This is a genomic window from Kitasatospora sp. NPDC015121 (genome assembly GCF_055562955.1).
Genome location: NZ_JBVHEH010000020.1, coordinates 75,611 through 88,711, shown reverse-complemented (window position 1 = coordinate 88,711; position 13,101 = coordinate 75,611). Strand labels below are relative to the sequence as shown.

The following is a 13,101-nucleotide window of genomic DNA, read 5'->3' as shown; positions in this document are numbered from 1 at the left end:
GGTTCACACGAGGTTCGTACGGGGATTGTGCGGGTTCGTACGAGTTCGCGCAGGGTCCGGCTCAGGCCTGCGGTGCCCGGCTCAGGCCTGCGGGCGCTGGTGCGGACCTCGGCGCGGGTGCGGGCACGGGGCGGACGGGAGGTAACGGGCGGGCGAGCGGCGGTACGCGTTCAGGGCGGCGCGGGCCGCGTTGGCGCCGCACGCCCCGTGCACCCCGCCGCCGGGGTGGGCGGAGGCGGAGGCCAGGTAGAGGCGCTCGATCGGGGTGCGGGCCCCGGCCGTGCCGGGGGTGGGGCGCAGGAAGAGCTGCTGGTGCGGGGCGGCGGTGCCGCCGTTGAGGGCGCCGCCGACCAGGTTGGCGTCGAGTTCCTGGAGGACGGGCGGGGTGAGGACGCGGCGGGCGGTCACCAGCGCGCGGAAGCCCGGGGCGAACCGTTCGACCTGCGCCTCCAGCCGGTCCGCCATCACCTCGCCCTCCCGGGTGTCCCAGCGGCCGGTGACGCCGTCGGGGCCGAGGTCGGTGGTGATGCGCTGCGGGACGTGCGTGTAGGCCCAGGCGGACTCGGTGCCGGCGGGCGAACGGCCGGCGTCGGCGACGGTCATCTGCCCGAGCAGCGCGAACGGGCGGGCGGGGAGTCGGCCGGTGCGGACCTGGTGGGCCCAGTCGCCGAGTTCGTCCAGGTCCGCACCGAGGTGCACGGTGCCGGCCCGGCCGGCGGCGGGCGCCTCCCACGGGATCGGCCCGGACAGCGCCCAGTCGACCTTGACGGTGCCGAAGTCCCACTCGAAGCGGCGGATGTCCCGGCGCAGCCGGGCGGGCAGGTGCTCGGGAGCGACCAGGCCGCCGTACAGGGCCGTGGCCGAGGTGTCCGCGAGGACCGCCCGCCGGGCCCGGTGGGCGCAGCCGTCGGCGGTGCGGACGCCGAGCGCCCGGCCGTCCCGCACCACCACCTCCCGGACGGGCTGGTCGCAGTGCACCTCCCCGCCCCTGGCCTCCAGCCGCCGCACCAGGGCCGCGGTCAGCTCGGACGCGCCGCCGACCGGCACGGGCCAGCCGTGGCGCCGCCCGAGCATGGCCATCAGCCAACCGAACGCCGCGCTGCCGGCCGCGTCCGGGAGCAGGTCGGCGTGCAGGGCGCAGCCCGCCAGCAGCATGCCCGGGCCGTCCCCCTCGAACTCCTCCTCGGCCAGCCGCCGCACCGGTAGCGTCAGGAAGCGGGCCAGGTCCAGCAGGCCGGCGACGCGCAGCCGGGCCGCGATCGCCGCGGCCGGGCGGAGCGGGGGGAACGGCGAGAGCAGCGCGTCGACCAGGTGCGGTTCCAGCTGGTCCCAGCGCTGTGCCAGCCGCCGCCAGGCCCGGGCGTCGTGCGGGCCGAACTCCCGCTCCAGCCGTTCCTCCGGCTCCCACTCCCCCGGCTCCCGTTCTCCCGTTCCCCGGGCACCGCCGTCACGGCGCAGGACCGCGCAGCGGCCGCCGGGCAGCGGGTGGGCGAGCACTGCGGGGGCGTGGCTCCAGCGCAGTCCGAAGGCGTCGAGGCCCAGCGAGCCGAGTGCCGGGGAGGCGACGGCCAGCGGGTGGAAGGAGCTGAACAGGTCGGAGACGAAGCGCGGATCCACTCCCCGGTCACTGCGGACCGCACCGCCGGGCCACGGCTGCGCCTCCAGCACGACCACGTGCCAGCCCTGGTCCGCGAGCAGATTGGCCGCGACCAACCCGTTGGGGCCCGCTCCGATCACGATCGCGTCCGCCATGTCGGCCTCCTCCGGTGTTCTCCTCCGGGCGTCGTCCGGCCCGCGCTTGCCCGGTTGCCGTGGACGTACACGGCAACCGGGCGGACGCGGGATATCCGTGACAGGACATCGATGACGTGTCACGCATGAGTCGTCATGGATGACGTGGCAATACCTGTCGCGACACAGGTGCTGCGTCATCCATGACGCAGCACGCATGACGCGACATGGATGACGCGACATGGATGACAGAACATCGATGAAGCGACACCCATGTCACGTCATCCATCCCCAGCGCCCCCACGGCCGCCCGCCCACTGCGGCAACGCCCGGTCAGGCGCCGACCGTCGCGGCTTTCTCCTCCACCCGGGCTCGCACCCAGGCCAGGAACTCCCGGACCTCCGGCCCGGGCAGGGACAGCGCGGCGGCACGGGGGCGTTCGAAACTCCGGACCGCCGCCTCGATCAGCGGACGGAAGTCCTCTTCCGTGGCGGCGACCTGCGCGGCCGCGTCGCGCTTGGCGAACCAGCGCCCGGTGCGGCAGTGGACCACGGAGCGGCAGCCGTTGAGGACCCGGTTGTCGGCGAGGTGCCCCTCGCCGTCACCGTGTTCGCGCACCGAGGCCCGGATCGCGGCGTACAGGTCGGCCGGCCCGGGCTCCGCGATCACCTCCGCCGCGGGCGGGCCGTACAGTGCGATCCCGTCCTGTCGGGCCACCGAGCGGTCGATGACGTACCAGAACGACGGCGCCCCGGCCGGGTCGAAGGCGGACCGGCCCGGCAGCTGCGCGCCGGTGTTGAGGTCCAGCAGGTAGCCGGCCTCCCCGGACGGGACGCGGGCGAAGTCCGCCGCGTAGACGACCAGTTCCAGCCCTGCCGCCGGGCACGGCAGCCGCCGGTGGTCGAGGGTGTCGGCCAGTTCCCGCAGGACGGCGGCCGGCGGCGGGGTCTCCAGGACCACCGTGACGTCGACGTCGCTGCGGCCGTGCCGGTAGTCGCCGAGCGCGAGGGAGCCGACGGCCACCACTCCGGTCAGCCGGGGGCCGCACACCGCGCGCGTGCGGCGCACGAGCTCCGCCAGGTAGGGCCGCACCTCGGCAGGAACGGTACGAAACGGCTCGGTCTCCGCGCTCATCCGGCCAGTATGGAACAGCTCGGCGGCGACGCGGACACCTGCGGGCCGGGAACCCCACCGCAGCTGCGGACGGCCACCGCCGCTGACGTCGCCCGGTGGGCCGGTTCGCCCAGCAGGGCCCGCAAGTCATCCGACGAGGACACGCATCGCTCCCGAGTCCCGGTCGCTCAGCCTTCGATGGCACGAACCCAGTGGCCGTCGACCTCGGGTGACAGCGCTCAGCCGCCGGGCGGTTCGCAGCCCTGGCTCCGTTGTTCGACATGGGGGCCGCCGTCGTTGGTCGTGCGGGTCGGCAGATCGCATCGCGCGGTGGCGGCGCGGGGCGTCCGTGGTGACGGCGACACCGGCCGGGCGGTCCAGGGGCTCGGTGTCATCGGCGCGGTCGGGTCAGGTCGGCAGCCGTCCACCGCCATGGCCCGGGCCAGTGATCCGGAGACGAACACGCCGTGCCTCCGACGGCCGTGCCGCCCCCGACGTGCTGCTCGACCTCGCCTGCGGGCCGGACGGCTTGACCGACCGCAGCCTTGGTCCCCCGCCTGCGACCCCACCGGCCCGAACGGGCCCTGCGACCGCTGCGCGGCGCCACGGCTGCCGGGCCAGAACTCCCTTGCGTTGCACAGGGACTGACACGACTCCCGTGATGACGCGCTCTGATGTCGGTGTGGCGCGCTGCTGCCGCCGGGGGGCGTGCGCCTGGGATGCGCCGGTACGCCCGCACGCCCTGGTGCCGGTGGCCGGGGCAGGACAGGCTTCCGTGGGCGGCCGGTCGGCCGACCGGGTTCTTCGCCAGAGCGATTCGCACACCGACCGGCGCGCAGTGGCAGGCCGTCGGCGTGGTCCGCCCTACCGTCTCGTGGTAACGCCCGGGACGGACGGTCGGACCGGTGTGCCCCACGGAGAGGTCGAACACATGGCATTGGTCGGTCACCGCAGCAGCACTCCTCCCGGACGCCTGCGACGGCTGGGACGCCGGGCGACGGCCGCCCTGGCGGTCGGCGCGGTCGGCACCCTGGGAGCGGTCGTGCCGCTGACGTCGGCGCACGCCGCCCCGGCGCAGCGGCTGGTCTACGTCGCCAACCTGCGCGGCAACTCGGTCACGGCCTACGACCCCGCGACCAACACGGCGGTGGCGACGATCCCGGTCGGTCGCAACCCCGAGGGAGTGGCGGTCTCGCCGGACGGCACGCAGGCGTACGTCGCCAACGACAGCGACAACTCGGTGTCGGTGATCGACACCGCCACCAACACCGTCACCAGCACCTTCCCGGTCGGCCGGCTGCCCGGCCCGGTGGCGTTCTCCACCGACGGCGCGCACGCCTACGTCGGACGGTTCGTCAGCCCGGGCGTGGGCGGCGTCGACGTCGTCGACACCGCCACGCAGACGGTCACCGCCACCGTCGAGGTCGGCAACCAGCCCTTCGGCATCGCGCTCACCCCCGACGGCGCGCACGCCTACGTCGCCAACTTCGTCGGCAGCTCGGTGTCGGTGATCGACACCGCCAGCAACACCGTCAGTGCGACGATCAGCAGTGCCGCCGCCCGCACCCCCGCCGCCGTGGCGGTCAGCCCCGACGGGGCGCACGCCTACACCGCCAACTTCAACAGCAACAACGTCTCGGTGATCGACACCGCCACCAACACGATCACCGCCACCGTCCCCGGCCTGTCCGGCCCCGAGGGCCTGACGATCACCCCCGACGGGGCTCACCTCTACGTGGCCAACGCCACCAACAACACGGTGGCGGTCATCGACACCGCCACCGACACCGTCACCGGCACCGTCCCCGTCGGCTCCGGCCCGGTCGCCGTACTGGCCGACCCGGCCGGCGGCACCGCCTACGTCACCAACAGCGGCTCCAACAGCCTGTCGGTGATCGACACCGCCACCAACACCGTCACCGGCACCGCCGGCACCGGGAACACCCCCTTCGGCCTGGCCGTCGCCACCGTCGCGCCGACCGTCACCGGAGTCGCCCCGAACCACGGCCCCGCGGCCGGCGGCGCCACCGTCACGATCACCGGCATCCACCTGACCGGCACCCGCTCGGTGCTGTTCGGCACCACGCCGGCCACCGGTGTCACCGTCGTCAACGACCACACCGTCACCGCGACCGCCCCCGCCGGCATCCCCGGCACCGTGGACGTCACCGTCACCACTCCCGCCGGCAGCAGCACCGCCTCCGGCGCCGACCGCTACACCTACGACGCGCCCGCCCCCACCGTCACCGGCGTCACCCCGAACCAGGGCCCGCAGGCCGGCGGCACCACCGTGACCGTCACCGGCACCGGCTTCTCCGGCGCGACCGCCGTCGCCTTCGGCTCCACCCCGGCCACCTCCTTCACCGTGGACGGCGATACGCAGATCACCGCCACCGCCCCGCCCTCCGCCAGCGTCGGCGGCGTGGACGTCACCGTGACCACTCCCGCCGGCACCAGCGCCGCCACCGGCGCCGACCGCTACAGCTACGCCTACGCCTTCTTCGGCTTCGGCTCCCCGGTCGGCAACCCGCCCGCCGTCAACAAGGCCCGCGCAGGCCGGGCGATTCCGATCAAGTTCGGCCTCGGCGGCGACCATGGCCTGGACGTCCTCGCCCCCGGCCAGCCGACCGCCCAGCAGATCGACTGCACCACCGGCACCCCGACCGGGCAGCCCGCCCCCACCGGCACCCCGGGCGACAGCGCCCTGCAGTACGACGCGGCGACCGGCACCTACACCTACGTCTGGAAGACCCCGGCCACCTCCGCCGGCACCTGCCAGCGCTTCTCCCTCGGCCTCGACGACGGCACCACCCACACCGCCCTCTTCCAGTTCAGCTGACCCACCGGCCCCACCGCCCCGCGGCACGGTCGCGGGGCGTCCCGGACGCGCGTCCCGCGCGCTTCCTCCCGTCCACGGTCCTCGCAGCCCCCGCCCTCACGGGTGGTGCGAGGACCGCCGGAAGCGGGACGCCTGCTCGGCGGGCCGTTCGCTCAGCGGGCGGACGTCGCCGCCGACTCCCGTGCCGCGAGCAGGCGTCCGGCGCCGATCAGGCCGGAGTCGTCGTCGGCCTCGCCCAGGACGACCAGTTCGCGGACCTCATCGGCGGTGAGCCCGAAGCAGCCGAGGCGCTGCAGCTCCTCGGTGAGCAGCTCGGCGTAGCGGGGGCCGACGGCGAGGGCGAAGCCGCCGATCAGTACGTAGCGGCGGACGCCGATCGAGGTGAACACGGCGGTGATCGCGGAGGCGAGCGCGGTGATCCCGCCGCGCAGGGCCTCGGTGGCGAAGGGGTCGCCGGCCCGGACGGCCGCCACCAGGGCGTGGTTGTCGAGGAGTTCGGGATCGGGGGCGCTGTCGGCCAGCGCGGAGCGGGCGTAGCCGGCCGGGTCGGCGAGGGCCGCGCGGCGGGCGGCGGCCAGCGCGCCGCGGCCGGAGGCGAGGGCGCCGAGGTGGCCGCGGCCGCCGCAGTCGCAGGGGGCCGCCCGGGGCGACGGGTCGACGGTCCAGTGGCCGAGTTCGCCGCCGTGGCCCTCGGTGTCGAGCAGCACCTCGCCCGCCCGGTAGACCTTGTTGCCGATGCCGGAGCTGACCGTGATCAGGCAGAACGGCCGGTCGTCCGCCGGGTCGACGTAGCGCCAGACCGCGGCGGTCAGGTCGTTCACCACGACCACCTGGCGGCCGATCCGCTCCTCCAGCAGCTGCCGCACCGGCACCGGCTCGCCAGGACCGCCCCAGACGGTGGGCGCGGCCAGCGCCCGCCCGTCGGCGGTGACCGGGCCCGCGAACGCGACGGCGATGGCGGTGCTGCCGTGCCGCTCCACCGCCTCGGCGGCGAGCACGGCGACCTGCTCCACCACCCGGTCCTGCAACTCGGCCACCGGCAGGCCGGGTCGGGCGGCTATGCCGTCGGTGGGCACCCGCCGGACGTCGGTGACGGTGTCGTCGCCCGCCCCGTAGCGGGCGGTGCGCAGGGTGGTGCCGCCGAGGTCGATGACGGTGTACGCGAGGTCGGACAAGGCTTACTCCCCGGGCTTCGGCGCTCGCGCGCCGCTGGGCGTGTGTCGGCAGGTCGACAGGTCGGCAAATCGGCCGGCCGACCGGCCGGCGGATCGAACGGCGGATCGAACGGTCCACGGGTCGGCAGGCCAGCAGGTCGGAGGCCGGTTCGTCCGGCGTCCGCGGCGTGATCGTACACGGCCGGGAGCAAATATGGGAGCGCTCCCACAATCACTCCCCGAGGCCCGGGAACCGCTGCGGCCCTCCGTGCGTGAACCCCTGCGTGCACCCGTGCGCGCGGCCGGACCGTCGGCCCGCGCGCGCCGACGGGGACCGGCGGGGACCGACGGGTGCCGGTTCGGGTTCAGGCCCGGCGGCAGGGGGCACGGTCAGGGCACGGTCGGGGCACGACCGGCGCGGCTCCGGCCGCGGGGCGGCGGCTACGGGGGTGGCGGATGGCGTCGGGTTCGGTGCGTGGCGGCGGGGCGGGGATCGGCGGGGTGCGGACCACCGCCAAGTACGAGGTGGACGCGCTGCTCCAGGACCTCGTGGCGCAGTTCAGCGCGGCCCGGCTGCCGATGCCGGTGGTGGTGCTGTACGCCGAGGAGGACGACCCGGGGCTGGACGCCGAGGTGCGGGCCGTGGTCCGGGCGGTGCAGGAGGCGCAGGAGGGCGGCGACCTGCCGCACCGTTCGGTGCCGCACCCGGCGGAGGGCGACCCGCACGACAACGCGATCGCCGTCCTGGACGGTCTGGCGAAGGGCGGCTGGGCGCGTCGCGGCCCGTCCTGGTACCGCGGCTACCCGGCGCCCCGCTCGCGGCTGATCGCGGCGATCGAGGCCGCCACCCGGCACGTCCTGAACGACGTCGAGGAGACCGAACTCCCTTCGTCTGCGCGGCCGTTCGACGATCTGGTGGAGGCCGTCCTGGCCCGCCTGCGCGACCTGCACTGGCGGCCCGAGCCGCCGGCCCGCGGCGCCGGGGAGCTACAGCGCCTGCTGTCACCGGTGCTCAACTCCACCACGCTGATCGGGGCGTTCGTCCTGGCGGCGCTCACCAGCCTGCTGACGCAGGCGAGTTGGCAGCTGGTCACGGCGGTGCTGCTGGGCGCGGTGGCGGTGCTCGGGGCGACCGGCTGGGTGCGGCGCAACACCGCGCCGCTGTCCTGGCTGGGGCCCGCCAGCCGCTGGTTCGCCACCACGACCTTCCTGGCGGCCTCGGGTCGGCAGGCGGCGGCCTGGTCGCTGTGGCGGCCCCGGATGTCCTGGGACGTCACGCAGGCCCGGGCCCGCGAGGTCGCCGGGGAGATCCTCAAGGCCCAACTGCCCGGCACCGCCGCCCCGGAGCGGGACCGCGCCCAGCAGTTCCACCTCCAACTGCGCACCCTGGCCCTGCTGGAGGACCTGCGCTGGGCGCACCGCTCGTGGGCGCCGGACGCCCGGGGGCGCAAGCGCCGCGTCCCGCCGGTGGTGTTCGTCCCCGGGGCGGACGCGTCCGGCGGCGCGCTGCGGGTGCTCGGCGCGATCTCCGACGTGCGCAGCCGCCGCAGCGAGCAGGACCCGCTGCTGGTGCTGGCCGCCGTCGCCCACGCCGACGTGACCGCCTGGCTGGAGGACGAGCGCACCGCGCCGCTGGTCGGACACGCCTTCGGTCCGCGCCGGGGCCCGTACGAGGACTGGGTGAGCGACCTGAGGGTCCGTCAGTCACCGAGTCGAGGGCGGGCGTTGGCGTGGACGCTGCCGGTGCGGCTGACCAGGATGCAGCTGCAGGCGGGCGAGACCACCCGGCTGGCGCCCGTCCCGGTGGGCCGCTCGTGGTGGTTCCTGTGGTCGCGCTGGACGCTGCTGCTGGCGCTGGTGCTGGTGGCGGCGGGTGCGGGGCTGCGGGTGCAGCAGCTGGACGGGCAGTACTGCGAGGCCCGGCTGGTCGGTTCGAACCCGGACGCGGTCTGGCGCACCGGGCCCGCCGGCACCCCGGAGTGCGTCGGCGTCGCCACCGGGTCGGTGACCTTCGCGGGCGGCGGCGGGGACGGCGGTGGCGGCGGCATCCGGCTGAACGGGGCGCTGCCCGGGCGGGAGAGCGACCGCACCGGCGCGGACATCGGCCTCGGGGCACTGGAGGAGGCGATCCGCCGCGAGAACGACCGGGTGGCGGCGCTGCCGGACGTCCGCTACGTCACCGTCGTGTACGCGGGGTCGCTGACCACCGCGGCGGGGCAGGAGGGGCGGGCGCTGAACGGCCTGAAGGAGCTGGCCGGCGTGCACCTCGCGCAGGTGCGCAACAACGCCGGGGACCCGCTGAAGCTCAAGGTGCTGGTCGCCAACGGCGGGCAGGACATGTACTTCCAGACCGACATGGTCCGCCGGATCGTGGACCTCGCCGCCCGTGACCGCTCGATCGCCGGCGTGGTCGGCCTCGGCCGGGACACCGCCGACAGCGACGCCGCGCTCACCCTGCTCCAGCAGGCCGGCCTGCCGGTGGTCAGCACCACCAACTCGGCCAGCTACCTGGCCCCCGGGCACGTCAACTACTTCGGGCTGGCCGCCACCGACCAGGAGGAGGCGGCGGCGCTGCGCCTGATCGTCGACGGGCTGAACACGCCGCCGGCGGACCGCTGGGCGGCCGTACTGACCCGTACGCCCACGCCGGACGACCGCTACAGCGCCGAGCACGCCACGTACGGCAGCGCGATGCTCACCGACGCGGGCTACCGGCTGATCGGCGGTCAGCCCCTCCAGTACGGGCTGACCAGCAACGGCGACCCGGACTACGAGGCCGCCCTCGCCGCCACCTGCCACGGCGGGCACCCGCCCGCCGTGCTGTACCTGGCCGGCCGCGCCGACGACGTCAACCAGCTGATGCGCCGCCTCGCCGACGACAAGGGCTGCGCCCGGCCGCTGGCCGTCCTGACCGGGGACGACCTGACCAAGGCCCAGTTCCGCACCGGGGGCACCTCGATGGCCCCGCAGGCCACCCTGTACTACACCGCCCTGAGCGACCCGGCCGAGACGGCGCGCGGCTCCGACCTGGCGGACACCGCCGCCAGCGTCCTGCACCTGGTCCCGCGCACGGCCAACCCCTACGAGGACGACGTCTTCTCCGACGGTTCGCTCGCCCTCGCCTACGACGCCACCGCCGCCCTGCAGGCCGGTGCCGCGAAGGCCGGCGCCTCCCAACTGACCGGCACCGGCTCGGTGATGGCCGCGCTGCGCGCCGTCCAGCTGAACAACCGCCCCACCGGCACCGTCGACTTCCGCGAGGTCCGTCCCCTCTCCACCGACCCCCAGCCCGGACACGGCCTGCACGTCATCCGCGTCCACCGCGACGCCCAGGGCGTCCCCGTCACCGACCACCGCTGCGGCCGCCCGGCCGGCGACACCGCCCCGCTCACCGGCTGCGCGCCCTGAACGACCGGCGTCCGGCCCCGGGACGCCCCCGGGGCCTCCCCGGAGCGCCCGCGGGCGGCCCGTTCCGCGATTCCCCGAGTCTGCAAGGTCATGTCACATCCGGAATGTGTGTGTCGATTTCATAAATGGAAAGGAAAGCGTGGCGTCCGGTTGCCCGGAGGTCCCTACGATGTGCCCGGGGGATTTGCCGACGGGTCGTCAACTTGCTTGCTTCTCAAGCCCATTCGGCGTGTACAGAGAACCGGTCGGGGTGGACGGAAGGGCTGGGACGCGTGGTCCTGTCGAAGCGTGCGCAGACGAACTCCGGAGGACGGGGCGGGACCGCGGTCGTGGTCTCGCCGCGGGCTTCCGATCCGGCCGGGTTGGCCCTGGAGTTGGAGGCGCTGGCGGACGAGCCCCGAACGGCGGCGTTCAGCGCGGTGCTGACGGAGCTGGCGGGGGCGGTCCGGCTCCGCGAGGGGCTGGCGCGGTGGGCCGGGGGGAGCCTGGTGGTCGCGTACGGGACGGAGGCCGCGCTGGGGCCGGCCGCGGGGCGGCGCGGGCGGTGGGCCGGGGGCCTGCAGACCGCGTCCTCGGTGATGGTGCTGTTCCCGCTGATGCTGACCTGGGGCGGGCTGGGGCTGGCCGTCGCCGCGTACCGGGCACTGCTGGACGACCGGGTGGCGGGGCGGGTGACCGGCGGGCCGGACAGCGCCTCCTTCCTGGAGCTGTGGCAGCAGGGCTTCGGGGGGCACCTGATCGGTCCCGCCAGGTTCGACTGGCTGGTGGTGTACACCGTGCTGCTGCTGTTCGGGCTGATCGCGGCGGGGGTGGTCCGGCAGGTGTTGGCCCGCCGCGAGGAGGAGTCCGGCCGGGCGCTGGCCCGTCGGCTGGCGTTCGCCCTCGCCCAGGTGGAGATCACCGCGACGGCCGCCGCGCACACCGAGCCGCGCCGCTTCGCCGCCGAGCTGCAGTCGGCGGCGGAGGGCCTACGGGAGATCGTCGCCCTGGCGGCGGACGCGGGCGAGCGCTCCCGCGAGGTGCTGGCGCAGGCGGCCCTGGCCACTCGGGCGGCGGTGGACACCGCCCGGTCGATGGAGGAGGCGACGGCCGCGCTGCGGGCGGGCACCGAGCGGGTCTCGCAGGCCGCGACCACGGCGGCCGACGCGACGGGCGGACTGACCCGGGGCAGCGAACTGCTGGGCGACCGGGTGGCCCAGGCGGTCACCGGCCTGGCGGCGGGCGTCGAACGCAGCGCCGAACGCACGGCCGTACGGATCGCGGAGGCGGCCGAGTCGGCCGCCGAACGGTTCGACCGCGTCCTGGCGGGCGCGGTCGAGGCCCAGGAGCAGCAGGCGGTGCTGCACGCCGAGGGGCTGGAGCAGCGCAGCCTGGCGGCGGAGCGGCTGCTGCTGTCCGCGACGGACAGCCTGACGGCCGGTACCCGCGAACTGGTCGACGCGGTCGGCGGCTTGGGCGGTGCGGTGGCGTCCCTCCCGCAGGCCCTGGGCACCGCCGCCGAGGACGGCGCCGACCGGATCGGCACCGCCTACGAACTGGCCGTCACCGCACTCGCCGCGTCGCTGCGCGGCGAGGTGGAGGAAGCCGCCGCCGTGATCGGCGACCGGGTGGCGGCACTGGACGAACTGATCCGGGTGGACGCCGACCGGCGGGCCGCGGGCCGGCAGGACGCCTCGGCCGACCGCACCGCACTGCTCGACGCGATCGGGCACGCCCGCGCGGCGGTGGACGCCCTGACCGGCCGGATCGGCTCCCTGACCGCGCACGGCGACACCCTGGGCGGACGCCTCACCGACCTGGGGGACGCACTCGCCCGACACGAACGGCACCTGCGCACCGGCGTCGCCGAACTCGGCACCCACTGCGGCGACCTGCTGACCTCGTCGGACGGCCTCCGGACGGCCCTGGCCGAGACCGGCAACCGGCTGGACCGGCTGGGACGCCTCGGTGCGGACCGGTTGCAGAAGGCGCAGCCGGGCGGCGACGGAAGCACGACACGTGACGTGTCATCAGTGGACGTGACATCAAATGCCGCAGCATCAAATGACACGTCACCTAGTGACACGACAACAAATGACACGACACCGAACCACGTGCCGGACGCCCTCCCGGCCCGCGCCACCCCGCCGCACCACGAGACGACGCGCAACAGCCGCTCCGACCGGGAGACCGAGTGAGCGGGCGTCGGCGTGGAGGCGCGGGCGGTGACTGGTTGCTGGCCGGAGCGGGCTGGCTGTTCGCGGACCTGATGGTGGTGATGGTGCTGGTCGTCCTCGGCGGCCAGCGCACCCCGCTGCCGACGGCGGCCTCGGCGCCGCCGTCGGGGGCGGCCACCCCGTCGGCCTCCCCCACCCCGTCTCCGTCCCCGCGTCCGTCGCCGACCCCGGTGGTGACGCCCGCTCCCCCGCCGGGATTGGATCCGAACAGCACCTCGGTGGTGGTGCAGGTGGACGTGGACGGGTTGCTGGCGGGTTCCGCAGGGGCCCGGAGCGCGTTCGCCGAGCGGTTGAAGTCGGAGATCGGGCCGTACGCCGGGCGGAAGGCGGCGATGGTGTTCGTCTGGGGCACGGTGCGCGACTGCGGCTCCTGCCGGACGGACCTGGACCGCAGTCAGGCGCTGGCGGCGGCGGCCGCGCCGCTGGTGCAGGCGGTCGCCCCCGCGTTCTTCCCGGCGGACGATCCGCGGCTGATCCGCCCGTACCTGGACGGCAGCGGGCAGGCCGGAACGATCCGGCTGGAGCTGTTCTTCCTCCGTACCTGAAGCCCCGAAGACCCGAAGCCCTGAACCCCGAAGCCCACGCAGCACACGCAGCACCACCGTCCCGCCGTACGGCCCGCTCCGCCCGGTCCCGTCCC

The 13,101-nt window shown here is 75.4% G+C and carries 7 protein-coding genes; 4 read left to right on the top strand and 3 right to left on the bottom strand.

The window, feature by feature from the left end; genetic code table 11:
• Positions 1 to 81: 81 nt before the first annotated feature.
• Both ACZ3J7_RS27940 and ACZ3J7_RS27935 read right to left on the bottom strand, forming a co-directional pair.
• Positions 82 to 1,752, bottom strand: coding sequence for a phytoene desaturase family protein (locus ACZ3J7_RS27940; protein ID WP_465625706.1), 1,671 nt, complete (start codon positions 1,750 to 1,752; stop codon positions 82 to 84).
• Between the two features lie 312 nt (positions 1,753 to 2,064).
• The gene (locus tag ACZ3J7_RS27935) at positions 2,065 to 2,865 is read right to left on the bottom strand and encodes an aminoglycoside adenylyltransferase domain-containing protein (protein ID WP_465625704.1); all 801 of its coding nucleotides are present in this window, start codon (positions 2,863 to 2,865) and stop codon (positions 2,065 to 2,067) included.
• 910 nt (positions 2,866 to 3,775) lie between these two features.
• Here ACZ3J7_RS27935 and ACZ3J7_RS27930 point away from each other — a divergent pair.
• On the top strand, positions 3,776 to 5,683 hold the full coding sequence (locus ACZ3J7_RS27930; protein ID WP_465625702.1) for a PxKF domain-containing protein: 1,908 nt from the start codon (positions 3,776 to 3,778) through the stop codon (positions 5,681 to 5,683).
• A gap of 152 nt (positions 5,684 to 5,835) precedes the next feature.
• Here the strand turns inward: ACZ3J7_RS27930 and ACZ3J7_RS27925 are convergent, their stop codons facing one another.
• Complete coding sequence (locus ACZ3J7_RS27925; protein WP_465625700.1) at positions 5,836 to 6,858, bottom strand: ROK family protein; 1,023 nt, start codon at positions 6,856 to 6,858, stop codon at positions 5,836 to 5,838.
• A gap of 480 nt (positions 6,859 to 7,338) precedes the next feature.
• On the opposite strand from ACZ3J7_RS27925, the gene ACZ3J7_RS27920 reads away from it, so the two are divergent.
• From ACZ3J7_RS27920 to ACZ3J7_RS27910, 3 genes are all read left to right on the top strand, one after another.
• Positions 7,339 to 10,245 (top strand): ABC transporter substrate-binding protein, encoded by a 2,907-nt coding sequence (locus ACZ3J7_RS27920; protein WP_465625698.1) that lies wholly within the window; start codon positions 7,339 to 7,341, stop codon positions 10,243 to 10,245.
• Between the two features lie 329 nt (positions 10,246 to 10,574).
• Positions 10,575 to 12,422 (top strand): hypothetical protein, encoded by a 1,848-nt coding sequence (locus tag ACZ3J7_RS27915; protein WP_465625696.1) that lies wholly within the window; start codon positions 10,575 to 10,577, stop codon positions 12,420 to 12,422.
• On the top strand, positions 12,419 to 13,006 hold the full coding sequence (locus tag ACZ3J7_RS27910; protein ID WP_465625694.1) for a hypothetical protein: 588 nt from the start codon (positions 12,419 to 12,421) through the stop codon (positions 13,004 to 13,006). The genes ACZ3J7_RS27915 and ACZ3J7_RS27910 overlap by 4 nt, the downstream gene beginning before the upstream one ends.
• The last annotated feature ends 95 nt before the right edge of the window (positions 13,007 to 13,101 follow it).

Bases quoted from the DNA above. Each gene is read 5' to 3' on its own strand.
- ACZ3J7_RS27940 (WP_465625706.1), bottom strand. From the start codon at position 1,752: ATGGCGGACGCGATCGTGATCGGAGCGGGCCCCAACGGGTTGGTCGCG.
- ACZ3J7_RS27935 (WP_465625704.1), bottom strand. From the start codon at position 2,865: ATGAGCGCGGAGACCGAGCCGTTTCGTACCGTTCCTGCCGAGGTGCGG.
- ACZ3J7_RS27930 (WP_465625702.1), top strand. From the start codon at position 3,776: ATGGCATTGGTCGGTCACCGCAGCAGCACTCCTCCCGGACGCCTGCGA.